Below are 24,961 nucleotides of genomic sequence, written 5' to 3' on the forward strand. Positions count from 1 at the left end.
TCTTCATCGTGGGGAGCAAAAAGGTATCTGAATATGGATCATCTCAAAGATTTGCTTATTGATATAGCATAGGAAGTAACGTCAGTTAGAGGAAAAAGAAAAAAGCGAAAGATTATTGACACTATCCTCATCTTTATTGATGTTCATGTATTCACCGGTAGATATATTTCTAATAATGATTCAGGATTATCCCCGAATCGGCACCGACGGAGGCGGCCAAGCACGAAGCCGAGCGACCGCAGCGAGCCTAAGAGAGCGAGGAGCGGAGCGGTTATGGTTTGTTGGGCGCCGTGCCAAATATTTATATACTATTCTTATATAATTTTTCAAATAAAATTATTTCAATATCTTCTTCATGACAATATATTTTATCTATTTCATTGAAGCCTAATTTTTTATAAAATTCAATATTATTAACTGAAAACGAAGGAGTACAAGTAGTTAACTTATACATTTCAGGAAACCATTTTTCGATTTGCTTAATTGCAAATGTACCAATTCCTTTATGTTTATATTCATTATCAATATACACTTGCACTAATTCCCAATGATATAACGTATTGTTTTTAATTCTACCGCGTAAAGCTATTATTATTGCACCTACAAGTTTATTATCTAATAATATTTTGTGATAAACACCTTCTTTCATTGAATAAATATGCCAATTAGGATCATCATAATGTTGTGGCCCTCCATGCTTGCCATCTTTATATAAAATCATTTCTTGATTAAAAGAATTAAAACAGATATTTGTTAATTCATTTGCATCTATAAAATTGGCCCTTTCTAAGTTTAATCTCATATTAATTATCAAAATATTTTATTATATTTGGTATGGCGAACAATTATCAACAAATGAAATACATCTACAATACTATTTCAAAGAAGTATGTGAATAAATCATATATAGGGAATATCCACTTCCCCCCGGAAGTTATTTGTATAGAATCTCAATTAATTCCTTACAAAAGGGTCGTCAAGAAAAATTCACCTAACATGCCAATTCATTCATATGCAGCCAGGCCTTCAAAACGTCCGCCCGCAGGGTGGACACCAATAGGCGATTGTTGTCTGAGGCTGCACCGAACGGAGCGAATGCAGCCGAGTTAATCGCCAAGGCCGTCGCGCCGCCTGAGCGACCGGGGTGATGGGGATCGAAAGGGGAAGGTCGTCGCTTTTTCGGCATCCTGCCGGCGGCGGCAGGCAAACATCCTGTTTGCTCAGTGAATCACCCTCTTCCCTTTTAAAAAAAACCATGCCCTGGACCAGGGCGCATTCCCGCCTATTGGGACGATTGAACGGAAAATGGAAAAATTTAAAGGTAGAATCCGTGATGATTAGAATGAAAATCAATTCTTTCTCATAAGGTTTTATGAAAGGGCACCTTTTATAATCTCAAGACATTTTATGACTAAAACCCTCCATCTGTACATTAATTAATAAAAAATGAAAACTTTTTCTCCGCCGATCCTGTCAAAGTAAGACATGGCAAAGAGGCGGTTATAGTCCGTGTCAAAAAATGGTTTTTTTGAAAAAAATGTTTGCCCGCAGCTTATTTTATATGATAAAGATGTATCGGACATTTCGTTTCGATGGCTTTCTGCGCGGAGCCGGTGCGGTCAAGAATGATGGAACAGGGCCTCTGATGCGGGAAACAACAGGTTCGCCGGGAGGAGATCCCGGCTGCGCTGAAAATAAATTATTTGTAAGGGGAACGACTATGAAGCGTAACGCTGCCAACGGGTATGGGTGTAAGGTCATTACGGCAATGGCGCTGGCGCTGACTCTGCTCCTGGGCGACACGACATGGATCGGGAGCGTGGCAGGCATATCCTCCAATCAGCTGATGGCGCAGTCCAACATGCAGAAAAAGAAGGGCGAGATATTCAAGAAGTTCAACGAGAAGAAGGAGAATCTCGTCCGCGGACCCGAGGAAATGAAGCAGATGCTGGCCGATGTCCAGAAGAAGATAAAAGAAAAGAACATGAGCTTCGTGGTTTCGATCAATGAAATGATGAAGTACAAGATCGCCCAGATCACCGGCGCCCAGGTCCCGAAGAACATCGACAAGGAAGCGAAAGTGCAGTCGAACATGGGCGACCAGATGTGGAACGAGTTCATGAGAAAATACCGCGAGTACCTCGAGGGGAAAAAAGGCGGCCGCGACCGTGACCGGGAGACATACCAGAAGAAAAAGCGCGATGAGGAAAAGGAGCGGCTGGAGAGGGAGCGGCGGCAGCGCGATGAGCAGAGAAGAATAGAGGAAGATAAGAGAAAGGACGAGGACAGGAAGAGAGAAGAAGCGCGGAGACTGGAAGAAGAAAAGAAAAAGAAGGACGAGGAAGAATACAGCTACCGTGAACAGCAGAAACGGGAACAGGAGAAGCGGGATGAGGAGAAGCGCCGGGAGAAGAAAGACGAGATAGAAACGGACATCCAGAATCCCCCCTCCCCGAGCGCAGCCTCCTTCACCTGGGTCAGCCGCGGCAAGGTGACGCCGATCAAGTACCAGGGAGTCTGCGGCAGCTGCTGGGCCTTCACCTCGGCGGCAGTCCTGGAGGCCAATTTCATGATCAGGAGGAACTGGAACCTCGATATTTCCGAGCAGAGCATCCTCGACTGCGCCGAGGCGGTGCAGCCGGTGTACCGCGGCGGCCAGGTGGTGAACATCAAGAGCAAAGCCGGGTCATGCCAGGGCGGATGGTACGGGCCGGTGTTCGAATATTACAAGACCAACAGCGCGGACCTGGAGAGCCACGCGCCCTACCAGTACAAGGAGGCGTCCTGCAAGGCCACCAGCACGGCGAAGTACAGGATCGTGGCGTGGGGCTACGTCAAGCCCAACGCCGGCATACCCGAGGTCAGGGAAATGAAGGAGGCCCTGTGCAAGTACGGGCCCATCGCCGCCTGCGTCAAGGTGACCCCGGCCTTCCAGGCCTACAGGAGCGGCATCTTCGACGAGTTCGCGGACTGCAGCGGCGAGCGCGACATCAACCACGCCATCACCATAGTCGGCTGGGACGACAACAAGGGCGCCTACCTGGTGAAGAATTCATGGGGGCCCCAGTGGGGCGACAACGGGTATGTGTGGATCAAGTACGGGTGCAATAACATAGGCTACGGCGCTGCGTGGGTCGTGGTGAGCAGCATGGATTAGCAGTGTGCTGGGATGAGATGAAATTATGATTACCGATTGCATGGGAGGTTGTATGATCGGCACGGCAGTTTTTAATAAAACCCTGATGCTGGCGATGATCGTCTCGGCCGCTATGATGTGTTCCTGCTCGGTGAAGCCGGCGGTCACGGTGACCGAGGCGGATAACGGCGCCGCCATCGATATCAAGAGCGGCGAGATCCTTGAGGTGAGGCTGCCCGCGCAGCTCGGCACCGGCTTCGGCTGGAAGGTCCTTTCCGCCGGAACGAACCTCGCGCAGAAGGGCGAGCCGGAACAGGTATCGGGCGGGGGAGAGAAGCCCGGCGGTCCCGAGCTCCAGAGCTTCAAGTTCAAGGCAGGCGAGAAGGGAGAATCGGAGCTCACGCTTCAGTACGCGGAGGGATGGAAAAAAGACGCAAAGCCCCTCAGGGATTTCAGGGTCACGGTCAACGTGAAATAGAATAAAAAAGGCGGCGGTTATTACCGTCGCCTTTTCGTTTCTGTTTCGGAATTTATTCAAGCCCGCCGATAGCGATCTCCCGCGTCCGGACCGCCGGGTCCGGGCACGATCAATTCTCCCTCTCCCGCGGAATCTCCTTCATGAGTATCGTGCAGAGGAGCCCCGCGCCGAAAAGAACGGTGAGTGCCCACATGTTGAAGAGAAGCGTAAAAAGGATGCCGCTGATCTGGCCGCTCAGCATCAGGACGCCGTTGGACGTCGCCTCCGGAACGGGGTGCGTTTTTTCCACCGCATAGGTGAGGCCGATGGGAAGGGCCGACACCAGGAAGAACCCGAAAATGAATCCCGCGATCCCGAGGATGACGATGGAGGAGAGATACTGGAGCAGTATGACCAGGGGGATCGCAGTCGCCATGGTCATCATGAGGAAGAGCCTCCTCTTGCGGTACTTGTCGGAAAGGGCCGAAAGAATGACGGCGCCGAAGATGCCGCCGACGATGATCAGTCCTCCCACGATGCCCGGCGCCACGGACGGGTCGATATCAAGGGGCCGGTTGAAGATGGTGTCTATCTTTGACGATATGGCGTTGAAGGCGCCGAGCCCGATGAAAAAGGCGCCGAAGAGAAGGAGAAAGTCCCTGTTTTTCAGGAGGGCTTTCATGCCGGACATCATCGAGACCTTCCGTTCCGCCGCGATCGGATTGGGCGGCGTCTTCGGCTTGTCCCTGACGAAGATCAGGTAGAGGACCATGCCGGCCAGGGAGAATATGCCGTAGATGTAAAGGATAAGGGTGATGCCGCCCCTGGGGTCGCCGGCGTGCTTGAAGTGATCCATGATAAAATCGCCGGCGAACATCGCCGCTGTCAGGCCCAGGAAGAGCGACATGGTGGCGAGTCCCGAGGCGAGGGCTTCCTCCTCCTGGGGGAACCAGTTAGCCGCCACCTTGGTGAAGGAATTGAGCACGAAGGGCTGGCCGATGGCGCAGCCGATCTGGAACACCAGGAGCCAGGTGTAGTCCGGGGCGAAGATCCTGAGGAACCCGGAGAGGCCCAGGATGACGACGCCTATGCCGGTGCCGCGCTTCAGGCCGAAACGGTCGATGCACCAGGAGGCCGGGAAAGAGACCGGGATATAGGCGAGCATGAAGACCACGGCCATGAGATCGATGGCGTCGGCGTCGCCGCCGGTAAAGATCGCGGCCGTGTCCTTGGCGATGGGGGCGAAGGTGATCCACTGGATCTGGGTCGCTATGGCCGGGAGCATGAAGAGGAAGAGAACGACCCATCGGTACGGCGAGGCTGGACCGGATTGTGTTGTGTTCATGAAACCTCCAGAAAGGGGTAATGAAATAGGAATATCTCCGCACTGAACAACGTGCAGGTGAAAATAAAAAATGTACTGATAAGTCTGATTAAAAAAAAGCAATGGAAAGCGGATGTAGGGTACCACAGGCGATGGCATTTGTCAAAGATAAATCGTATATAGTATGATGTTTTTCATCAAAGGGCTTGCATATGCATGAAAAAGCGCTTGATCGCAAAACATTATGCGACAAAATACCCCGCAGCTTACCGCGGGGTATTTGCAGATTAATCGTTATTTAGTTGTACTAATTATCAAAGTGTGTTAACGTGGCATGCTGAAGACGAGGCGCCACGCAAGAAACGCCCCGGTCATGGATAAAGATAAAACAGGGAAGGACACCAGCCATGGCATTTGGAAGAGACGGTTCAGAACTGGAGCTTCAGATTTTCGACTTGCAGAACAAAAAGCTTGTCCGCGCCCTGGAGGACATAATCGAGCAGAGCGGCGATACCAAAATCGTAAAAATTGCCCGGAATGCCCTGGCAGAGGCCGAAGATGTCAGGAAAAAACTGAGCGACGACTGAAGGGGAGTCGAACCGCCCGTGTTTCCTGGACGATAATCCCATGGATAGAAATAACATCATAAAAACCGCGTCAATAATAAGCATAGCGGGAAACGCGTTGCTGGCAGTCTCGAAAATCATTGTCGGTATAATCTCGGGTAGCCTTTCGGTCCTTGGCGACGGACTTGACAGCATCACGGATGTGATCATCTCGATCATCACGCTGGTTGTATCGATTATCATTATGCATCCGCCTGACAGGGAACATCCCTACGGACATTTCAGGGCGGAAACCATCGGGACTTCAATACTGGCTTTTATCATATTCTTCGTGGGCGGACAGCTCGGCCTGTCGACCGTCGAAAAGCTTTTAAGCCATGATCAGATCGGGATGCCCGGGAAAACAGCCATCTACGTCACCATTGCATCAATTCTGGGAAAATCCATGCTTTCGCTGAGCCAGTATGTCCTGGGAAGAAGAGCCGGCAGCCCTTTGATACTGGCGAACGGCAGGAACATGCTTAATGACATCATCATTTCGGCCGGCGTCCTTGTGGGCCTGGCCTTCGTTTTTCTCTATGATCTGGCGATCATTGACAGGATCGTCGCCATACTCATCAGCATATGGATCATGTATACCGCCATCCGTATTTTTAAAAGCACCATCACGGAGATGATGGAAGGCGAAGTTAACATGGAGCTATACAATAAAATAATCGAAGCGGTGAAGACGACCGACGGGGTCAGCAATCCTCACCGGATACGGATCAGGAAAATCGGCTTTCATCACGTGGTTGACATGGATGTCGAGGTTGACGGCGATTCCAGCGTCAGCGAAGCCCATGAGAGGATTAAAGTTCTCGAAAACAGGATACGCGAATCCATCCAGAGCCTGTATGATATAGTCATCCATATGGAGCCTCTGGGGAATTTTGAGAAGAATGAGTGCTGGGGGCTCAGGGAAAAGGATAATTATTGAGATACTGAGACGCCACAAGGAGCATAAGTGACCTACGACTGCATCATAGTCGGCGCCGGGCCGGCGGGAATATTCACCGCCATGGAATTCAGGAAGCGCAGCCCGGGAAAGAGCATCCTCATCCTGGAAAAGGGACGACGCATCGAAAACAGGTCGTGCCCCATGCGGGAGACCGGCCGGTGCCATAACTGCCGGCCCTGCAACATTACGACCGGCTTTTCCGGCGCGGGCGCCTTCAGCGACGGGAAGCTGATGCTCTCGCCGGAGATCGGCGGCATCCTGAACCAGTACCTGCCGGAGGAGCGGCTCGCGGAGCTCATCCGCTACATCGACGACATCTACCTCTCCTATGGCGCCGACCGGACCCTCTACGGCGTGAACCTCGACGAGGCGGCCATGGAGCGGCTCCGCCAGAAGGTTATACGGAGCAACCTGAAGCTCGTGGAATCGCCGGTGCGCCACATGGGCACCGAGGGGAGCTACCGGATCTACACGCAGATCCAGAAGGAGCTCCTCGACGGCGGTATCGAGATCAGGTTCGACACGGCCGTCACGGACCTCGTCATCGAGGGGGAGACAATAGCGGGCGTGAGGGCCGGCGGCGAGGAGTTCCGCGCCGGCGCCGTGGTCCTCGCCGTGGGACGCCAGGGCGCGGAGTGGCTCCGGTCGATCTGCGTGAAGTACGGCATCGACACGAAGATCGGAGGGGTCGACATCGGCGTCCGCGTCGAAGTGCGCAACGAGATCATGAAGGAGGTGAACGAGCACATCTACGAGAGCAAGCTCATATACTACACGCCGACCTTCGACGACCGGGTCCGCACCTTCTGCCACAATCCCGCCGGCATCGTGGCGACCGAGTACTACCATGACGATCTCGCCGTGGTGAACGGCCACAGCTACCGGGACGACCGCCTCAAGACCGAGAACACCAATTTTGCCATCCTGGTGTCCAACTACTTCACCGATCCCTTCAAGGAGCCGATCGAGTACGGGAAATACATCGCCCGCCTGGCAAACATGCTTTCGGGCAACAAGGTCATCGTGCAGCGCTTCGGCGACTTTTTGCGCGGCCGGCGCACCACGGCCGACCGCCTCGGCCGGAACAGCCTGCGGCCCACCCTCCGGGACGCGGTGCCCGGGGACCTCTGCCTGGTCTTCCCCTACCGAATTATGCTGGACATAAAGGAGATGATAGCCGCACTGGACAATATCTTCCCCGGCCTGTCGAGCGACGAGACGCTCCTGTACGGGGTGGAGGTGAAGTTCTATTCGAACATCATCGGGGTCGACGAGAGGTTCCAGACCCGGTACCGGGGGCTGTACGCCGGGGGCGACGGCGCCGGCATTACCAGGGGCCTCGTGCAATCGAGCATCAACGGAGTGCTCATCGGGAGGATACTAAGCGGGTATGAAGCTCATTAATTTCATCATATTCCTGACTGTTTTTTTTACGCTCTACGGCGCGGTGAATTTTTACATTTTCATCAGGGGATGGCAGACCCTCCCGAAAGAATGGATCGTGCGGATACCGTACCTGGTGATATTTCTCGTCCTCGCCCTGTCCTATATCGGCGGCCGCGTGCTGGAGCGCGTTTCCATCTGCGCCGCCAGCAATTACCTGATCTGGATCGGCTCCTTCTGGCTCGGGATGATGGTCTACCTGTTCTTCGGAGTGATCCTCTGCGATATCCTTCGCCTCGTCAACTGGGTCGCCGGCGCTGTGGCGGTTCCTTCGGATTTATACGCGAGAATCAGGCAGATAGCGGCGGTGGTCGTTGCCGTGACGGCGGCGGCCGTCGTGGTGGCCGGATATTTCAACACCCTTAACCCGCGCGTCAACACGGTGGTGGTGGAGGTCCCCAAGGGCGCCGGCGGCCTTAAGGCCCTGGACATAGCCCTGGTGACGGACATACACCTGGGGACCATCATCAAGAATTCGCGCCTGCAGCAGATGGTGGACATGGTCAACGCGCTGCGACCGGACATCGTGCTTCTGGCCGGAGATATCGTCGACGAGGACCTGGCCCCGGTGATCCAGAACAACCTGGGCGAGCTCCTCTGCGCCATCAGGTCGCGCTACGGCGTCTTTGCCGTCACGGGGAACCACGAGTACATCGGCGGCGTGGAGTCGGCGAGCCAGTACCTCTCCCGCCACGGGGTAACCGTGCTCAGGGACCGGGCCGTCCTGATCGATAACAGGTTTTACCTGGTGGGGCGCGAGGACCGGAGCAGCGCTCAGTTCACCGGCCTGCGCCGGCTCCCCCTGGCAGCCGTCATGAAGGATGTGGACCGGACCAGGCCCGTCATCATGATGGACCACCAGCCCTACCATCTATCCGAGGCGGCGGAGCACGGCGTCGACCTGCAGGTCTCGGGCCACACCCATCACGGCCAGCTCTGGCCCTTCAATTACATCACCGGCCTTATCTACGAGGTGAGCCGCGGGTTCAGGCAGGTGGGAAGCGCCGCCGTGTACGTGTCGTGCGGCTACGGCACCTGGGGCCCTCCGGTGCGGGTGGGGATGAGGCCCGAGGTGGTGCACATCCAGGTGCGGTTTAATAAGTAGGCGCGGTCACGTGACCGCGCCTTAGGAATCCATCCTCATGATCGCCTCCGCGATCTTCGCCTTCAGCTTGTGCCGGTCAATGGGCTTGGCGATGTAGGAGCTGCAGCCCAGGGAGAGAAACCTCTTCTCGTCCTCCTCCATGGCATAGGCGGTCTGGGCTATGATGAAAGAGCCGTCGAGGCGTCCCTCCTTCCGCAGCGCCGCCAGCACCTCCTCGCCGCTCAGCACCGGCATCTGTATGTCGAGGAACACTATGTCGTAGGGCTTGCGCCTCATCTTGTCGATGGTTTCGCCGCCGTCCACGGCGAGATCGCAGGACAGGCCGATCTTGGCCAGAGAGGCCTCGATGAACTTCCGGTTGATCGGGTCGTCTTCCGAAACGAGAATGGTCGGCGGATTGCCCGCCGCGATCCGCTTCCGCAGCACCTTGTCCGGATCGGGACCGGCGCTCCCCGCCGCCGTGGCGCCGTCGCGGCCCTTGGATTCGGCTTTCCCGGCCGGGGGCAGGGCTATGGTCACGGTGAAGACGGAGCCGCGGCCCGGTTCGCTCTCCACCGAGATGGAGCCGTTCATGAGCGAAAGGAGCTTTTTACATATGGCGAGGCCGAGGCCGGTGCCGCCGTACCTGCCTGACACGGTCTCGTCCGCCTGGGAGAACTCCGAGAAGATGATCTCCTGGCTTTCCTTTTCTATGCCGATGCCGGTGTCCTCGACGCGTATCGTCGCGGTCCCGTCGCGGTAGTCGCAGCCGATGCGGACCGAACCCTTCTCGGTGAACTTGAAGGCGTTGCTGGTCATGTTGAGTATGATCTGGCGCATGCGCTTCTGGTCGCCCATGACCAGGGGGGGTAGGGCGCCGGCCGTTTCCACGGTGAAGGCGAGGCCCTTGTCGCGGGCCGATGACTCGAACAGGGCCTGTACGGAGAGCAGGGTCTCCGCCATGGAGAAGGGCCCGGTCACGATCTCGTACTTGCCCGCCTCTATCTTGGAGAGGTCCAGTATGTCATTGACGAGGTCCAGCAGCATCTTCCCCGACTGGTACACCAGCTCAAGGCGCGACCTCTTTTCTTCGCTGGTTTCCTCGTCCATGAGCATTTCCGTGAAGCCGAGCATCGCGTTGATGGGCGTCCTGATCTCATGGCTCATGGTCGCCAGGAAGTAGCTCTTCAGCCTGTTGGCCCGCTCCGCTTCGTCCCGGGCTTCCTTCATTTTCATTTCCGCGTTCTTGAGGTCGGTGATGTCGGTCATCAGGCCGATGGTGGCTATGGGACGTCCGGCCTTGTCTTTCAAAAGCACGGTGGTGCAGGAGGTGGGAACATAGGAGCCGTCCTTCCGCTGGTAGAGGAGCTCGCCCTTCCAGTAACCCCGCTTCATGACCTCTTCGAAGGCCTTCTGCCGCTTCCTTTTCTCCTCGTCGGAGTAGACATCCTTGAATTTCTTGTTGATGAGCTCTTCCCGGGTGCATCCCCGGAGCTTTTCGTAGCTTTTGTTGAAGAAGATATAGTTGCCGTTCAGGTCGGCGACCGCGATCGATTCAGCCGCTTCTTCGACGATGGAGGAATAGAGACCCATGCGGTCCAGGCTCTTGCGCGCCTCTGCCATGTGGGCTTCCATCTTTCGGATGAAGTCTATCAGTGCCTGTTTTGATTGCTGTTCATAATCCATTCAGGGCCGTTCCTTGGTGCATGGATGTGACGCAAAGGCCGCTGGTACAGCATACAACTATAGTGATTTAAGGTAATATGTCAATACTATTTGAACTGTGGTTGTCCAACGTTTTAAAAGTATCGATCCTGGTGTTTTGCCGGAGCAAAAAATATTTGAACCGGCGCAGGTATTTTTGTATATGTCTGATAATGGAACAAATGCAAATATGTATCAGCCATTGATTTTTTTTATTGATCCATAACCATATGACCGACTATTATATCAGCGGTGTATAAAAATGATGAACAGAATAATTCACAATGTCATAAAACCGGCCGCCATACTTATCCTGAGCGCCGTGGTCTTCAGCTGCTCGGTTCAGCCCCGGCACGATGTTAAAGCGGATGTAAAACAGCGGTACCCAAGACCCTGCCGGTTCCAGGAGGTCTGGGCCTACCTGATGAAGGGCGAAGAGAGCAAGATAACGGGCCGGGAGACTCTCACCGATATTCTCTATTTCGGATGCTCCGTTACCAGGGACGGCCGGTTGCGCGGTTCCACGGCGCCGCCGGCGCTTTCCTTTAGCGCTTCGGCGCCGAGAATACATCTGGTCGTGTTCAATCTCGCCAGCCCCGCACTCCTCCACGGCTGCCTCGACAGGAACGGCAGGGCCCGGGAGGCCCTTATCGGCGATATCGCGGCCGCGTCGGAGCGCTTCGCCGGCATACAGATCGATTTCGAGTCGCTCTATCCCGAGGACGGGCGGGCCTACGTGGATTTTCTCTCAGATCTGAAGAAGCGCATGCCGGGGAAGACCCTGAGCGCCGCCGTGCCGGTGCGTATGAACTGGAGCGTCCGGAGCGCCTATGATTACGCGGCCATAGCGGACGTGGTGGACAAGGTCTTCATCATGGCCTATGACCAGCACTGGGAAACGAGCCAGGCCGGTCCCATATCGTCCCTCTCCTGGTGCGATACCGCCGCCGGCAATGCCACGATCTTCATCCCCCGGGAGAAGCTCGTCATGGGAATTCCCCTCTACGGCAGGGTCTGGCAGGGAAAGAAGATAAACCGCGCGGTGACCTATAACCAGGCCGTGGAGCTGTCGAAGCAGTCGAGAGAAGCGCTGAATAGCTGCCCGGACAGGGGCCCTTCCTTTGAATACACCGAGCAGGTCAGGGTCAGGGTGTTTTACGAGGACATCTCCTCAATACACGCGAAGCTCAAGCTCTATAAAGAGTACCAGATACCGTCCGTGGCGTTCTGGCGCATCGGCCAGGGGCCGCGGGACCTCTGGGACACGGTGGTCATCGGCATTCGGTAGCGGCTTGCTGCGTCACACCTTGAAGTAATCGACCCGATCGGAAAGGCTCCCGGCGATCTTCGCGAGCTCCTGGGTGCTGGCGGTCATCTCCTCCGAGGTGGCTGCGTTCCTCTGCGACAGCTCGTTGATATAGGACACGGATTTCACGATCTCCTCCGCCGCGATCTTCTGCTCTTCCGACGCGCCACGGATCTCGCTTGCCCTTGTCTGCACCTTGCCCGCCTCGGCGTTCACGGTATCGTTGGTGGTGAGCTGGTGCTCCATGTTCTCGTAGATCAGGTTCATCATGCGGCTGATGGTTTCGACGCCCTCGATGATGTCGCTGATGACCTTGACGGTCGAGGTCACGTTGGCGAGGCCGGCCCCGATCTCGTCGTTGTTGACGCGGATCAGGGTGTCGATATCCTTCAGGCTGGTCGCGGTCTGGTCGGCCAGCTTCGATATCTCGTCGGCCACCACGGCGAAGCCCCGGCCGGCGTCCCCGGCGCGGGCCGCCTCGATGGCGGCGTTCAGGGAGAGAAGGTTGACCTGCTCGGAGATGCCGTTGATGATCTCGATGATGTTCGTCATCTCCCGCGTGCGCGCGTCGATGGTCGACATGCTCTGGTTCATTACCGCGAGGGACTGGCTCCCGGTCTGCGCCTTGGCCGATATCTGGGCCGTCAGGTTCAGGGCGTCCTTGATCCGCGCGCCCATGCCGTTGATCGAGTCGGAGAGCTCCTTCATCATGCCTCCCAGGGTGTTGAGGCTGGCGAACTGGTCGTTGGCGCCGTCGCTCACGTTCTCGAGGCCGGAGGAGAGCTCCTCCACGGTGGACATGATCTCCTCGGCGGACGCGGCCTGGCGCTGCACGTTCTCCGTGAACTGTCCCGAGGAGGCCGACATCTGCTCGGACTCGGTGGCCAGGGTTATGGAGATCTCCTTCACGTTTTTCACGATATAGGACATGTTGTTCAGGAACTGGTCCAGGCTCTCGCCGATGTCGCTCACCTCGCTTTGGGAATGGAGACCGGCCCGGACCCGGAGGTCCCCGGTGGACATGACCCTGATGGCGTCGATGATCCTGTTGATCGGCTTCATGATCCTGCTGAAGTTTCGTATCGCCACGAAGAGGACCGCCACGGTGAAGATGATGCCCGAGAGCAGGTAGAAGGCCGCCATGGTCTTGACCGACGAGAGGGCCTCGCCCCGGTCCACTTCAATGAGGAAGACCCATTCGAAATAGCTGTACCATTTCCACACGGCGATGACCGAGTTGCCCAGGTGGCCGGTGTAATGATCGCTGCCGTGGCGGGCGGTCTTGAGGCATTGCGCGACCGAGGGCACCAGTTTCCCGGAGCCGTCGATGAGGCGGAATCCCTTCGCCGTGTTCTTGTACTCGAACCCGCCGGTGGAGCTCACGACGCGCCCGTTCTTGTCGATCAGGTAGGCGTGGCTTCCCTCGCCAAGGTCGAGCATGTCAAGGGAGTCCTCGATGATCATCAGGTTGATGAAAACGACGATGTAACCGGTTATGCGTCCCTTCTCACCCGGCATTGCGTATATGGGATAGCTCACCGGCTGGGTGTTGGACCTGTTTTTCCCGTCTATCTCGACGATTTTTTTACCGATGTAGATGTCATCTGTGTCGCTGATCTCCTTGAAGAGGCCCTTTGCCGTCCGGCCCCACTGCGGCGCGCTGGCATAGGAGACGGCGCCCTGACCGGTGATGATGGCAATGCCGTTGTACGCTCCCTGTTCATCGATGACCGTGCGCAGGTAGGCGGCGGCGGTGTCTTGCCGGCCCGTCGCCGCGGCCGCGATGACCTGCTGCGACTGCGCGATATGCTCGATATTTTCCACCCTCCGCTCCATCCAGTACTCGATGTGTTCGAACTGCTTGGTCGCCGTTTTCATGTAGTTTCGCTGGACGATGCCGGCGATGACCCTTCCGCTGAAGATGAAATTGATCACCATGAATACGATGAGCAGCGCCAGCACCGATATGATCATGACGAGCATGACATTTCGTTTTTTGCCGAAGGCGGCCTGTATGTCGATGTCCAGATATTCTTTAATGCTGTTCATAGCCTACCTCTTGATTTTCCGCCGCGCCGTTTCACGGGGCGGCGTCCCTGTTCAATCAGTCACCGCCGTACTGCGTGGTGGCACCTGCCGCACCCCTTGGGCCCCGAGGTCTTCCGGTGACAGCCCAGGCATTGCTGGTGAAAGGCTCCCTTCAGATTGATGATGTTCCCTTTGTCGCGTCGCAGGTGGCAGCTCGAGCACTTGACGTTTTTCCCGGTGTGGTGGCAGTCCTTGCACGCGGTGCCGTAATCGTCCGCGTGGGCCCTGTGGCTGAAGGTGATGGGAGGCTTGCGGTGGCCGGTTTTGGGAAGGACGATGACGTCCTCGACTGAAAAGAGCGCTCCCGCGAGGAGCGGGATCAGCACCGCCGTTATTAAAAGGACTCTTTTTTGTTTTGTGATCTGTGTCATGTCATTGCGCCTCTGGTCTGAATGATGCCTTGGAGTGTCTTCCTAGGCGGCGACCGCCGCCTTGTCATGCCTGCGGTAGGATATCTCCAGGATGATGGCGATGACCGCCGGTACGATGGTCAGGATGATGCCTCCGGCGATAATATCAGTGATCCCACCCTCTGTTCCCACGGATTTCTCTGTCATGGCGATGGCCAGGAGCGCCCAGAAGCCGGCGCAGAGAGAGAACAGTATCCGCGAAACCACTATTTTATATACGCCGCTTCCCTGCCGTGCCGCCGGCGCCGCCGGAGGAATCGGGGCGGTGCTTGGCGCCGATTCCTCCGCCCGGGGCGTTGCGTACCACCTCCGCGCGGACAGGGCCGCTCCCTTCCTGAGATAGATGACGCCGAACACGAAAAGGGCGATGACCAGCGGAATGATCAGCAGGGCCGCGGCCGTGGCCGACAGCACGAAGGTGTCGTACACTGCATGGATCAGGTAGGCCGTGATAAAGCCCTTCCGGATGGCGCCGGTTCGTGCTCCAGCCGTCGGGGCGAACCTGGCGATGCCCACGAAGTAGCCCATGATCACGCCGGTGAAGGTGTGGAGGGGGATTGACGTCACGGCGCGCATGATGCCGGTGCCGAACCCGCTCTGGACGACGTAGAGGATGTTTTCCAGCAGGGCGAAACCGATGGCCGCCGCGCCGGTATATACGATCCCGTCGTTCTCCTCGTTGAAATTCATGTTTTTCCAGATGAAGAGGAGCACCACGGCGAGCTTGAGGGCTTCCTCGACCGGAGCGATGACGATGAAGGACTTCAGCGCGGCTCCCGCGAAGCCGCCCAGGGCGAAGATAGGGATCATCCCGAGGGAGAGCTCGATCAGGGCCGCGGGGATGACGGCGGCGGCGCCCAGCGCCAGGGCCTTCAGGATCAGACCGTACGGTTCCGGCTCGATCCTGTCAAGGCGGTAGATGTACAACATGAAGGCGAGTGGCGGCAGAATGGCGGTAATGACGAGAAGCAGTAGGTCCATGGGGCTTTCCTTTTAGCGTCATTCATTTTCAGCATTGACATTCTGCTATGGTGTGGCGAAAAGTCAAGTATTATAGGCGAAACGTAACGACTGTCAGTCCTTGAAAAGGTAGCCTTTTTCATTGAAGAGAACGCAGCAGGCTTCCACCACGTTCCCGTCATAGAGGACGCCGCTGTTCTTCCTGATCTCGTCGATGGCCGTTTCCGTGCCGATGGCCCGCCGGTAGGGCCGGTAGGATGACATGGCCTCGACCACGTCGGCAACGGAGAGGATCTTCGCTTCGAGGATGATGTTTTTATCAGTCAGTCCGCAGGGATAGCCGGACCCGTTAATGCGCTCGTGGTGCTGGTACACGGCCATGGCGACCGGCCAGGGGAAATCGATGTTTTTCAGGATATCGTATCCCATCTGGGGGTGCGTTTTGATCAGCTTGTATTCGATCTCGGTGAGCGCCGCCGGCTTGCTCAATATCTCCGCGGGAATCGAGATCTTGCCGATGTCATGTATGGACCCGGCGATGCGGATCCCGTCGATGCGGTCCCGCGTGAATCCCATGAGGGAGGCGATGGCCCGGGCCAGGTCCGACACGCGGCGGTGGTGTCCCGCCGTGTAGGGGTCCCGCACCTCCAGGGCCAGGGCCAGGGCCTGCACCGTCTGGCCCAGGGCCTTGCGCATCGTGTTGAAGCTTTCCTGCAGGTCTATGTCGCGCAGCCGCTCGGTGATGTCGCGCATGATGCCGCGCAGGCCGACATTTTTTCCCACGGCGGAATGCATCAGGCTGACCGATATCTCGACGATGCGGTCGGTCTTGTCCTTGCGGATGATCTCGTACACGACGGTTTTCTTTTCCGCTTCAAGGCGGTGCACCGCGGCGAAGTGCGTCGATATCTGCTCCGCCGTTTTCTCGTCCATCAGGATCGTATAGCTTGAGCCGATCAGCTCTTCCGGCGTGTAGCCGGTTATGAGCTCCATCGCCTTGTTGCAGAAGGTATGGTTGCCGTTCAGGTCGACCTCAAAGTAGCCGTCATCGATCTGTTCCAGGATCCGGCGGTAATCGTTCTCCGATTGGATGATGCCGGTCTCAAGGCGCTTGTTATTGATTCTGCCGAGCAGGTTGTCACGCTCCTTGCGGAGAGTCTCGATCTCCCGTATGAGTTCCTGTTCGTTTTTAATGGTATGTTGATCCATGGCCACAATGATGTCATTTTACCGCATAAGAGCGTTAATTTCAATGATAATTTGGTTTTTAGCGAAAAGAGAGGCGCGGGAGCGTCGATATCAGGCATAAAATGAATTTTTTATTTGACATCCCTCTTGAAAATGTTTTATATATTTATATTGAATATAACGTTGTGCGACGGCGTTCCCTTCAAACGACATTATCGGAGGTGAATATAATGGAAAAAAGGAATACGATCAGGGTGCCTTTTCACGTCCGGTCTGTTGTCAAATACGGGGATTCTGTTCTTGAAGGAGATGTCCTTGATCTCAGCACGGGGGGGATGATGATCCAGGCTGAAATGAATCTCCCCGTTGATGAAATCGTCCAGATCTCGCTGTTTCTCTACGGAACCAGCTCAAATCTCTCCCTGAATATCGTCGGCAAGGTGGTGCGCAAAACGGACTCCGGCACGGCCATCAAGTTTACCGAGCTCGACCTGGATTCGTTCATCCACCTGAGGAACATCGTATCCCGCAACGCCTTTGACGAGGAGAAGATCGTCAGGGAGTTCCAGGAATTCAAGATAGAAGACGCCGCCAGGGACTAGCCCAGGCGCGACCACGCGGCTTCAAGGCGCTTGGCCCGGGCCGTTTCCGCCACGGAGAGAAGCCCCCGGTCCCGTTCCCACCGGACCCTTGTTTGTTCATCAACCATGTCCCAATAGCCTGACACGCTTCCCAGGAGCGCGGTGATCTGCCGGTGCAGCCCCCCCAGCGCGATGTGCACCGCCGGCGAGGAAGTATCTTCCATGGCCAGGGCCCGCGTTCCCGCGATAAGGCTCGCCGTCTCCTCCCTGATGGCGCGGGGCCAGCCGTGGAGGGAGGCGATGCGGAAGATGAACCCGGCGATGGCCGCGAACACGTGAAGGTCCTCGATGGTGCGGAAGGGCCGGATATACCCGTTGTACCCGTCGCCCGGAAGGACGGAGCCTTCGTCCACGGCGACGCCGCTGAAGGCGATCGTGCCGTGGCTGATCTCCGGCACAAAGGGAAGGCCCTTCATGACCGTGACCTCGACGCCCGGCGCGTTTCGTTCGACCATGACCATGCGGATCCGGTTTTTCCCGTCCGGGCCGGAGCCGGTCGAGGCCGCCACCAGGAGAAGCTCGGCCTCGTCGGCCATGGTGATGAATTTCTTGCTTCCGTCCAGGGTCCATCCTCCGCCCGATGCAGCCTCCCTGAGGGACGATCGTATCGTCGACGGGTGCCCGCCTTTCTCCTCGGAGACGCAGAAGGAGACGATGGCTTTCTGCGGCAGGGAAGGGACAAGACGCCGGAGTCCCGATTCGTATCCCGCGGCGAAGGCGTAGGCGGCGCGGTCCGCCAGGAAGCCCCCGATGACCGCCCGGTCCACCGGGAGATCCCATCCCGACGCGGCGTCATCGTAGATTTTCTTCCAGTCGCTCACTCTTTCAAGAGGCCTGGTATCTATCGCGCCCTGCCGCGAAAAAAGCCAGTCGAGGATGGTGATCGTCGGTTTCTTTTCTTTCATGATTGCATCAGCCCCCGCTAAAGACTGGTCTCCGGCGGTATAATGTCAAACCTTAATTTGGCCCGGCCGGCGCTCCGCCGGCCATCGGCGGCAACCCACGGGGCCCCCGGGCGGAGTGGAGGGGCCGCTCAGATGACGAAGACTTCCATGAGGACCTGGTAGGCGTGGTTCAGCTCCTTCATCAGGGGCTCACTCCCCCGGTTCAGGTCCGGGTGGAGCTTCTTGGCCATCTCGTGGTATTTCTTCCTGATGCTTTTCATCGTGGGGCGCGGGACGCCGAAGAGATCCAGGGCCCGCTCCACCTCGCCGCGCCGGAGCGCGTATATGACGACGCCCTTCATCAGCTTCTCAAGGACGGCGCTCTCTCCGAAGGAGAGATTGTCCGGGTTGGTGTAGAAATCATAGAGAGGGTCGAAGAAGAGATCGGTTTCCCCGGGGCCGCGGTGCGCCGCGCAGTAATCGCCGCCGTCGGTGTCCATGCAGCAGTGAGATCCCGCCTGGGAGTCGTAATGATGGCAGGCGCCGGGGCCCGGTATCCGGGCCAGCCTGATCCTCATCGGGTCAAGGTGAAGGTAATAGCCGCGCGCTCCCGCCTCCCGCTTCAGCCGGTACAGGGCGTGGTAGAACGAGAAGTGGAGCTCGAAGAGCTTTTCCCTGTTGGAGGGTATCCGCTCCTCCCCGGTCATGGCCCGCAGGAGTTCCGCCTCCATCACCGGGGATTCATGCGATTCCAGGAGCGTGAGGATATCGGCCGTATCGAAGGGGATGAGACGAAGCCTGTGTTCGGAGCGCCGCGGATCCATTAACTACATATATTCAATAATTTTGAGCGCGTCAAGATAATTATTCCCTCAGCACCGGAGGCGTACGATGGTCACGCCGTCCCCGCCTTCGCCGATCTCGCCGGGCCTGAACCCGCTCGCGTAAAGGTTGTGCCTGAGGTTCTCCCGCACCGCCTCCTTCATGGCGCCGGTGCCGTGGCCATGGATCACCACCGCCGTGTCGATGCCGACACGGACCATCCGGTCGAAGTCCTGCTCCATGATGCGCAGGCCCTCCTCGACCCGCTTTCCCCTGAGGTCCACGGTGTTGTAGGTCGTTTGCACCACGCCGGGTATGGCGCCGCCGTCATCGGCGCCCGGCTCAGGGCGCCTCTTCCTGTCCTGTTTCCGCTCCGGCGCGGGGCGGGCCTGCCCGCCCTTCGGCTGGTACAGGTCGTCGAGGCTGAAGGTGGACCTGATAGAGCTTCCCAGGAGGACAGTCGCGGTCCTCCGCGAGGCGTCGATGGTCTCGACGGTCCCCTCCTTTTCGAGGGAGATGATGAAAATGCGGTCGCCCGGCTTCAATCCTTCCGCGTCCAGGGGGACATACTTGTCGCGGAAGAGCTTTCCCTTTTCCCTGCCGAGGTCGGTCCGTATCGACTCCTCCACCTCCCTGATCGTCTCATGGACCCTGCCCGCCTCCTTCATGTTCATCTTCTGGAGATCGGTGATGCGGCGCGCCACCAGGTCCCGGTATTCCCGGAGCTCCCGGAGGAACTCGATCCCCTCCTTCTGCTTTATCTCCTGGGAGCGCTTCTCCAGCGATTTCATCAGCCCGTCGTACTCGGTCTTCTCCTTTTCAAGGCCGGCGGCCATCTCGTCGAGGCGGGCCTTCTTGTCCGTGAGCTCCCGCTCGTGCTTCTGCATCTTTTCGATCAACGCCTCCATGGTGAGCTCCCTGCTGTCCAGGAGGGACCGCGACCGGTCGATGACCCGGTCCGGAAACCCGTAGTTCCTGGCTATCTCGATGGCGTAGCTCACGCCGGGGATCCCGGTGATGAGGCGGTAGGTGGGGCGGAGCGTGTCCATGTCGAAGGACACTGACGCGTTCTGGAACCTGCCGTCGCCCGCGGGGAGGTCTTTCAGCTCGGAGTAATGCGTGGTGACCACGATCCTGCTCCCTGTCTCGATCAGGGACTCCAGGATCGCCTGGGCCAGGGCCGCGCCCTGGCGCGGGTTGGTGCCCACGATGATCTCGTCGATGATGACGAGTGTCCGGTCGTCGGCATTGGCCAGCATCTCGTTGATGACCACGATCTGGCCGGAGAAGGTCGACAGCGACCGGGAGAGGCTCTGGTCGTCGCCGATATCCGCGAGGATGCGCGAGAAGATCCCGACCCGCGAGTCTGGCCCGGCCGGCACGTGAAGGCCCAGCATCACGAAGAGTACGCAGAGGCCGATGGTCTTCAGGAGCACCGTCTTCCCGCCGGTGTTGGCGCCTGATATGACGAGGCAGCGGTTCTCCCCGCCCAGGCCGATATCGTTTGCCACCACCGAGGCCGGCGACATCAGGTAGAGGATCGGGTGCCGGGCGCCATAGAGGACGATGTCGCTCGATTCGGCGATCTCCGGCTCAGCGCCCTTTATGTCTATGCTGAAGCGGGCGGCGCCGTGGAGGAAGTCGAGGCCCGCGATAGCGTCGAGGTTCCCGCGGAGGGGACCGGCGCTTTCCGCCACGCGGGCGGAAAGGTCGCGGAGGATCCTCGCGGTCTCCGCCTGCAGCTCCTTCTCCACCATGAGGGCGCGGTTGTTCAGGGGCGTGATCTCCTGGGGCTCGATGTAGTAGGTGGCGCCGCTGGCGGATATGTCGTGGACCGTGCCCCGGACGCGGTCCTTCATGGAGGATTTGACCAGGACCACGTAGCGGTCGTTCCGGGTGGTGAAGATCTTCTCCTGCAGCACCGCGTCCATGGAGGGCGTGTGGATCATCCGCCCGATGCTTTTCTCCATCTCCTGCTTCGCGGAGAAGAGCTCCCCCTTGAGCCTGTGGAGTTCCGGGTACGCGGCGTCGTTCAGCTCGCCGTTTTCCGTTACGGCTTTCGTGAGAACACCGGTGATGGTCTCGAGCCTGTCGAGGCGGCCGTGCTCCTCCGCCAGGGGAGGGAACTCGTCCTTCTGTTCCTTCAGAAAGCGCATGATCCTGCCCGAGGCGACGACGAAGCTCCTCACCGCCGCCAGGTCATCAAGCTTCAGGGCGCCGTCGCGCTCAGCCAGGGCGATCTGCGGCTCTATGTCGGCGACACCGGAGAAGTCCGGCGCCCTGTTCTGCGCTATCAGCTCCTTCAGGGCGGAGATTTTCTTAAGCCGTGCCCGGGCGATGTCCGCGCCGGGCGGCCGGATCCCGTCGACCAGGTCACGCCCCGGCCCCGTGGCGCAGCGCCGGCGGAGCTCATCACGGATGACGGGCCACTCCAGTATTTCCAGCACGCGGGGGGATATGTGTTCGTTCATGGGCACAGGTCAATCGTAGTAAGATTCAACTCCGGTTTTCACAGTTATGCTGATGGCAGGAGGCGGGATCGCGTCAAGAACTTATTGGGACTGGACGTGATATGCCCATCTCCCGTTGGGGGGTACTTTGGTCCTGTTCATGTGCAGGAGTCATCACCAGAAACAAACGGCAGCTGACGCTGCCGTTTGTACTGGCGAATGGATAAAAATTATTTTTGCGGCTTATTGGGATCCAGTGTCATGAAAGCCTTCAGGCTCTCGACTTCTTTCGGTGAATATACAATGGTAACCGGTTTGTTTCCGGCGTTCAGGCGCAGGGTAATGGCTGAAGCGGTAGCCATTGCCTTTTCAATCTGCGGGTTGAGGGTGAGTTTCAGGTTGAATTCTTTATGCTCCCTGGTGCTGGTCTTGCCGGTCGTTTTGCCTGTTGCGTCAGTAGACACATCGATGTCGGTGTTGCGTTTTTTCTCTGTTTCGGTGATTACGCCGTTGATATTGAATACCTTGTCATTTACCTTTACCATCGCGGCATTGGTAAAATTTTCAACCAGCGTCGCGCCAATCATCTTGATCGCTACCGTGGTTGGGGTGGATCTGCCGTTTTTCACCTCGCGGTAGAATTCGTTTTCCCACATCATGAGAACCGCCCCGCTCCAGTCGCTTATGCCGGGCTTCAGGTACATGGTCATTGTCTTTGCTTTGGTGAAATCATCATCCTTAACAACAATTTTTCCTGTGCTGCACGATATCGTCGCCGCGATAAGCGTGAACACCATTAACAAGTAGATACATTTTTTCATCGCTCCTCCTGGAATTATTAAATGAAATGATAATACTCCCCCATTGGAGTATCAGTTAATAAGATGAAACTGTTTGTTTTTTATCCCTGGAAACGGGACATTGGTTATAACGAAATTGTGAAAAAGTAAACAAATCATGTCAATATTTTTTTAGTCGAAGTTATGTCAAATGTATAATATATTGAAATAATCACAATAATCTTTATATAATTGATTAAATGTTAATATAAATAATAAATTGGTTTATAAATAATGCGCGTTAAGTTTGATCATACATGCGGTAAAATTTCATTAGAAAAAACGGGTTTAAAGCAGATGTGGATCCGTATTTCCGTACCGGCCATTTACCAATGGATAACGGAAAGGTTGTGGTTTGCCCATATGTGGTCGCTGTCTTGACGGAGTCAGGAGCAGATCGTTCACTCCGAAGCCTATCAATCAATAAGTCCCCGCAAACCTGAGAAAAAATTGATTTTTACCATCGGTTATTGTTATTTATAACTATCCATTTCTATCCGTGTCACCGTTGGTGTAGTGTTCCCGGCCCGTTTCTGTTATTGCTTTCATCCTTCCAGTTCAATGAACTGTAACAAGGGGGATTGGTGATGGGATATTTATTATCTGAAAATGTCAATTCCCCAAATATAATAGGGGAGGTGCCATTATGACACAGGAAGAAATCTATGTAAAGCTCAGGGAGCATCTGCACAGTCTGCCGGGCGGCTTTCCCACGACAAAGGAAGGCCATGAAATCAAAATATTAAAAAAGCTTTTCACGCCTGATGAAGCGGTCTACGCAATGGCATTGCGTCCGAAACCCGAGGATGTCGCCACGATAGCGCGACGCCTGTCTATAGGCGAGCCGGAGGCGTCCGAGCAAATTGAGAACCTGGCGCGCAAGGGGCTCATTTTCAGGGTCCGGGAGGGGAATATCAAAAAGTACATGGCGATTTCATATGTCGTCGGGATCTTTGAGTTCCAGCTGGATAAAATGGACCGCGAGTATGCCGCGCTCCATGACACATACAAGCCCTATTACGGACTGCAATGGATTTCGACCAGGACCAGGCAGATGAGGACCGTACCGGTGCATGCCGCGATTCAATCGAACGCCTCCGTGGAAATCTATGACCGGGCCCGCGATTTTATCAAAACGCAGAAAATAATCGGACTCGCCGACTGCATATGCAGGAAAAAGAACGACCTGCTGGGAAAAAGTTGCGGCCATCCCCTTGAGACCTGCCTGACGTTCGGCGATGTCGCCACTTACTACATCGATTATAAGATGGCGCGCAAAATCACTCCGGACGAAGCTCTGCGGGTGCTTGAGCTGGGCGAGAGATCGGGACTGGTCATTTCACCGACAAACACCGTGGAGCACGCGGGCATGTGCCTCTGCTGCTCCTGCGGCTGCGGCGTCCTTTCGGGCATGAAACTGATGCCCAATCCGGCCGATTACATCGATTCGACCTACCAGGCGGGCATAGACGCGCTCCTCTGCGATTCCTGCGGCGAGTGCGCCGGCCGGTGCCAGATGGGGGCGATCGCCAGGGGGGATGCGTCCTACGCCGTCAATCCCAGGCGCTGCATCGGCTGCGGCCTCTGCATCGCAACCTGTGATAAAAACGCCGTCTCCTTCCATTGCAGGGAGGGCGGCGTTAAGCCCCGCGGGAATTTCTATGACCTGTTGGACACGATCAGCAAAGAGCGTGGTCTTGCCGCGCAATAAATCTTTTGGCGACTCGACAGAATATCGGGATGTAGACCCTGAAGCCGCCTGTGGAGAGGTGAGGGAATAGCCAGACCATTGAAGGAGGGACCCATGAAAACGAATCAGTCGATTGTCATCACCGGGGCGTCCACCGGGATCGGGCGGGCATGCGCGCTTCGCCTCGAGAGCGACGGTTTCAGGGTGTTCGCGGGTGTAAGGAAAAAAGCCGACGGCGACGCGCTGGCGGCTCTTTCAAAGGGCGGCATCGTTCCGCTGATGCTCGATGTCACGGATGAAAAGATGATTGCCCGCGCCGTGAAAACGGTCGCGTCGGAAACCGGCGGTGGATTGTTCGGGCTGATGAACAATGCCGGGATCGGACAGGGCAGCGCCGTTGAGCTGACGCCGGTTTCGGTCGTCCGCGAGCTGTATGAGGTCAATGTCATCGGCATGTTCGCCGTAACACGGGCCTTTCTGCCGCTGTTGCGAAAGGCGAGGGGGCGGATCGTGAATACGGGCTCCGCCGGGGGGTTCATTTCGCTGCCGGCGGCGAGCGTTTACAACTCTTCGAAATTCGCCGTTGAGGCCATAAGCGACGCGCTGCGGGTGGAGCTGCGTCCCTTCGGGATTCATGTCTCGGTGCTGGAGCCCGGCCTGATCCGGTCCGAGATATTGAGGAAAGGGAGGGAGGCAAGGAAGAGTCTCATTGCCCGGGCGGACCCGGACATCTATGGTCTGTACGGGGACGTTGTGCAGCACAACGCGAAATGGCTCGAGGAAGGGGCCCGCCTTCCCGCAGAAGCCGTGGCCGAGCGGGTCCACCACGCCTTTACCGCGAAGAAACCCAAGTCCCGGTATGTGATCGGACGTGACGCGAAGAAGCTGCGGTTCCTGGAGGGGCTGCCGACCCCGGTGCGGGATTGCATCGTCTGGAAAACTATTTATGGATAAGGATGCCGCGCAATC

At 56.8% G+C, this 24,961-nt stretch carries 21 protein-coding genes; 10 read left to right on the forward strand and 11 right to left on the reverse strand.

Features of this window, described 5'->3' with window-relative positions; translation table 11 throughout:
* Positions 1-301 precede the first annotated feature (301 nt).
* A complete protein-coding gene (locus KA369_17500) occupies positions 302-802 on the reverse strand; it encodes a GNAT family N-acetyltransferase (GenBank protein ID MBP7737782.1) in 501 nt (166 codons plus the stop codon).
* A 918-nt stretch (positions 803-1,720) separates the two neighbouring features.
* On the opposite strand from KA369_17500, the gene KA369_17505 reads away from it, so the two are divergent.
* Both KA369_17505 and KA369_17510 read left to right on the forward strand, forming a co-directional pair.
* Positions 1,721-3,157, forward strand: a complete 1,437-nt coding sequence (locus KA369_17505) for a hypothetical protein (protein ID MBP7737783.1) — start codon at positions 1,721-1,723, stop codon at positions 3,155-3,157.
* Between the two features lie 52 nt (positions 3,158-3,209).
* The gene (locus KA369_17510; protein ID MBP7737784.1) at positions 3,210-3,614 is read left to right on the forward strand and encodes a protease inhibitor I42 family protein; all 405 of its coding nucleotides are present in this window, start codon (positions 3,210-3,212) and stop codon (positions 3,612-3,614) included.
* 109 nt (positions 3,615-3,723) lie between these two features.
* Here KA369_17510 and KA369_17515 read toward each other — a convergent pair whose 3' ends face one another.
* Positions 3,724-4,938 carry an MFS transporter gene (locus KA369_17515; protein ID MBP7737785.1) on the reverse strand — a complete coding sequence of 405 codons (1,215 nt, stop codon included), beginning with the start codon at positions 4,936-4,938 and terminating at the stop codon, positions 3,724-3,726.
* A 386-nt stretch (positions 4,939-5,324) separates the two neighbouring features.
* On the opposite strand from KA369_17515, the gene KA369_17520 reads away from it, so the two are divergent.
* Genes KA369_17520 through KA369_17535 form a run of 4 tightly spaced genes read left to right on the forward strand, consistent with a single transcriptional unit; the run spans position 5,325 to position 9,031 of the window.
* Positions 5,325-5,504 (forward strand): hypothetical protein, encoded by a 180-nt coding sequence (locus KA369_17520; GenBank protein ID MBP7737786.1) that lies wholly within the window; start codon positions 5,325-5,327, stop codon positions 5,502-5,504.
* A 40-nt stretch (positions 5,505-5,544) separates the two neighbouring features.
* Entirely contained in the window at positions 5,545-6,462 is a 918-nt protein-coding gene (locus KA369_17525) for a cation transporter (protein MBP7737787.1), read from the forward strand.
* Positions 6,463-6,489: 27 nt separating this feature from the next.
* On the forward strand, positions 6,490-7,887 hold the full coding sequence (locus tag KA369_17530; GenBank protein MBP7737788.1) for an FAD-dependent oxidoreductase: 1,398 nt from the start codon (positions 6,490-6,492) through the stop codon (positions 7,885-7,887).
* On the forward strand, positions 7,874-9,031 hold the full coding sequence (locus KA369_17535) for a metallophosphoesterase (protein ID MBP7737789.1): 1,158 nt from the start codon (positions 7,874-7,876) through the stop codon (positions 9,029-9,031). The genes KA369_17530 and KA369_17535 overlap by 14 nt, the downstream gene beginning before the upstream one ends.
* A gap of 21 nt (positions 9,032-9,052) precedes the next feature.
* On the opposite strand, the gene KA369_17540 is transcribed toward KA369_17535, so the two are convergent.
* On the reverse strand, positions 9,053-10,696 hold the full coding sequence (locus tag KA369_17540) for a PAS domain S-box protein (GenBank protein ID MBP7737790.1): 1,644 nt from the start codon (positions 10,694-10,696) through the stop codon (positions 9,053-9,055).
* Between the two features lie 280 nt (positions 10,697-10,976).
* On the opposite strand from KA369_17540, the gene KA369_17545 reads away from it, so the two are divergent.
* Positions 10,977-12,002, forward strand: a complete 1,026-nt coding sequence (locus KA369_17545; GenBank protein ID MBP7737791.1) for a hypothetical protein — start codon at positions 10,977-10,979, stop codon at positions 12,000-12,002.
* A 12-nt stretch (positions 12,003-12,014) separates the two neighbouring features.
* Here the strand turns inward: KA369_17545 and KA369_17550 are convergent, their stop codons facing one another.
* The 4 genes from KA369_17550 to KA369_17565 all read right to left on the reverse strand — a co-directional run bounded on the left by KA369_17550 (position 12,015) and on the right by KA369_17565 (position 16,687).
* Positions 12,015-14,069 (reverse strand): methyl-accepting chemotaxis protein, encoded by a 2,055-nt coding sequence (locus KA369_17550; protein ID MBP7737792.1) that lies wholly within the window; start codon positions 14,067-14,069, stop codon positions 12,015-12,017.
* Positions 14,070-14,128: 59 nt separating this feature from the next.
* Positions 14,129-14,479 carry a cytochrome c3 family protein gene (locus tag KA369_17555; GenBank protein MBP7737793.1) on the reverse strand — a complete coding sequence of 117 codons (351 nt, stop codon included), beginning with the start codon at positions 14,477-14,479 and terminating at the stop codon, positions 14,129-14,131.
* A 42-nt stretch (positions 14,480-14,521) separates the two neighbouring features.
* The gene (locus KA369_17560; protein MBP7737794.1) at positions 14,522-15,499 is read right to left on the reverse strand and encodes a PrsW family intramembrane metalloprotease; all 978 of its coding nucleotides are present in this window, start codon (positions 15,497-15,499) and stop codon (positions 14,522-14,524) included.
* A 93-nt stretch (positions 15,500-15,592) separates the two neighbouring features.
* A complete protein-coding gene (locus KA369_17565; protein MBP7737795.1) occupies positions 15,593-16,687 on the reverse strand; it encodes an HD-GYP domain-containing protein in 1,095 nt (364 codons plus the stop codon).
* A gap of 209 nt (positions 16,688-16,896) precedes the next feature.
* On the opposite strand from KA369_17565, the gene KA369_17570 reads away from it, so the two are divergent.
* A complete protein-coding gene (locus tag KA369_17570) occupies positions 16,897-17,268 on the forward strand; it encodes a PilZ domain-containing protein (GenBank protein ID MBP7737796.1) in 372 nt (123 codons plus the stop codon).
* Here the strand turns inward: KA369_17570 and KA369_17575 are convergent.
* The 4 genes from KA369_17575 to KA369_17590 all read right to left on the reverse strand — a co-directional run bounded on the left by KA369_17575 (position 17,265) and on the right by KA369_17590 (position 22,284).
* Complete coding sequence (locus KA369_17575) at positions 17,265-18,212, reverse strand: acyl-CoA dehydrogenase family protein (GenBank protein MBP7737797.1); 948 nt, start codon at positions 18,210-18,212, stop codon at positions 17,265-17,267. The two genes, KA369_17570 and KA369_17575, sit on opposite strands and share 4 nt — an antisense overlap.
* A gap of 128 nt (positions 18,213-18,340) precedes the next feature.
* Positions 18,341-19,015 carry a DnaJ domain-containing protein gene (locus tag KA369_17580; protein MBP7737798.1) on the reverse strand — a complete coding sequence of 225 codons (675 nt, stop codon included), beginning with the start codon at positions 19,013-19,015 and terminating at the stop codon, positions 18,341-18,343.
* Positions 19,016-19,063: 48 nt separating this feature from the next.
* A complete protein-coding gene (locus KA369_17585) occupies positions 19,064-21,484 on the reverse strand; it encodes a Smr/MutS family protein (protein MBP7737799.1) in 2,421 nt (806 codons plus the stop codon).
* Positions 21,485-21,693: 209 nt separating this feature from the next.
* On the reverse strand, positions 21,694-22,284 hold the full coding sequence (locus KA369_17590) for a hypothetical protein (protein MBP7737800.1): 591 nt from the start codon (positions 22,282-22,284) through the stop codon (positions 21,694-21,696).
* Positions 22,285-22,948: 664 nt separating this feature from the next.
* Here KA369_17590 and KA369_17595 point away from each other — a divergent pair.
* Positions 22,949-24,013 carry a 4Fe-4S binding protein gene (locus tag KA369_17595; protein ID MBP7737801.1) on the forward strand — a complete coding sequence of 355 codons (1,065 nt, stop codon included), beginning with the start codon at positions 22,949-22,951 and terminating at the stop codon, positions 24,011-24,013.
* A gap of 93 nt (positions 24,014-24,106) precedes the next feature.
* Complete coding sequence (locus tag KA369_17600; protein MBP7737802.1) at positions 24,107-24,946, forward strand: SDR family oxidoreductase; 840 nt, start codon at positions 24,107-24,109, stop codon at positions 24,944-24,946.
* The last annotated feature ends 15 nt before the right edge of the window (positions 24,947-24,961 follow it).

The sequence above is a fragment of the Spirochaetota bacterium genome (genome assembly GCA_017999915.1).
Taxonomy (GTDB): domain Bacteria; phylum Spirochaetota; class UBA4802; order UBA4802; family UBA5550; genus RBG-16-49-21.

What these genes read in the sequence shown, in the direction of transcription:
- KA369_17500 (MBP7737782.1), bottom strand. Translation starts at nt 802, where the DNA reads ATGAGATTAAACTTAGAAAGGGCCAATTTTATAGATGCAAATGAATTA.
- KA369_17505 (MBP7737783.1), top strand. Translation starts at nt 1,721, where the DNA reads ATGAAGCGTAACGCTGCCAACGGGTATGGGTGTAAGGTCATTACGGCA.
- KA369_17510 (MBP7737784.1), top strand. Translation starts at nt 3,210, where the DNA reads ATGATCGGCACGGCAGTTTTTAATAAAACCCTGATGCTGGCGATGATC.
- KA369_17515 (MBP7737785.1), bottom strand. Translation starts at nt 4,938, where the DNA reads ATGAACACAACACAATCCGGTCCAGCCTCGCCGTACCGATGGGTCGTT.
- KA369_17520 (MBP7737786.1), top strand. Translation starts at nt 5,325, where the DNA reads ATGGCATTTGGAAGAGACGGTTCAGAACTGGAGCTTCAGATTTTCGAC.
- KA369_17525 (MBP7737787.1), top strand. Translation starts at nt 5,545, where the DNA reads ATGGATAGAAATAACATCATAAAAACCGCGTCAATAATAAGCATAGCG.
- KA369_17535 (MBP7737789.1), top strand. Translation starts at nt 7,874, where the DNA reads ATGAAGCTCATTAATTTCATCATATTCCTGACTGTTTTTTTTACGCTC.
- KA369_17540 (MBP7737790.1), bottom strand. Translation starts at nt 10,696, where the DNA reads ATGGATTATGAACAGCAATCAAAACAGGCACTGATAGACTTCATCCGA.
- KA369_17545 (MBP7737791.1), top strand. Translation starts at nt 10,977, where the DNA reads ATGATGAACAGAATAATTCACAATGTCATAAAACCGGCCGCCATACTT.
- KA369_17550 (MBP7737792.1), bottom strand. Translation starts at nt 14,069, where the DNA reads ATGAACAGCATTAAAGAATATCTGGACATCGACATACAGGCCGCCTTC.
- KA369_17555 (MBP7737793.1), bottom strand. Translation starts at nt 14,479, where the DNA reads ATGACACAGATCACAAAACAAAAAAGAGTCCTTTTAATAACGGCGGTG.
- KA369_17560 (MBP7737794.1), bottom strand. Translation starts at nt 15,499, where the DNA reads ATGGACCTACTGCTTCTCGTCATTACCGCCATTCTGCCGCCACTCGCC.
- KA369_17565 (MBP7737795.1), bottom strand. Translation starts at nt 16,687, where the DNA reads ATGGATCAACATACCATTAAAAACGAACAGGAACTCATACGGGAGATC.
- KA369_17570 (MBP7737796.1), top strand. Translation starts at nt 16,897, where the DNA reads ATGGAAAAAAGGAATACGATCAGGGTGCCTTTTCACGTCCGGTCTGTT.
- KA369_17575 (MBP7737797.1), bottom strand. Translation starts at nt 18,212, where the DNA reads ATGAAAGAAAAGAAACCGACGATCACCATCCTCGACTGGCTTTTTTCG.
- KA369_17580 (MBP7737798.1), bottom strand. Translation starts at nt 19,015, where the DNA reads ATGGATCCGCGGCGCTCCGAACACAGGCTTCGTCTCATCCCCTTCGAT.
- KA369_17585 (MBP7737799.1), bottom strand. Translation starts at nt 21,484, where the DNA reads ATGAACGAACACATATCCCCCCGCGTGCTGGAAATACTGGAGTGGCCC.
- KA369_17590 (MBP7737800.1), bottom strand. Translation starts at nt 22,284, where the DNA reads ATGAAAAAATGTATCTACTTGTTAATGGTGTTCACGCTTATCGCGGCG.
- KA369_17595 (MBP7737801.1), top strand. Translation starts at nt 22,949, where the DNA reads ATGACACAGGAAGAAATCTATGTAAAGCTCAGGGAGCATCTGCACAGT.
- KA369_17600 (MBP7737802.1), top strand. Translation starts at nt 24,107, where the DNA reads ATGAAAACGAATCAGTCGATTGTCATCACCGGGGCGTCCACCGGGATC.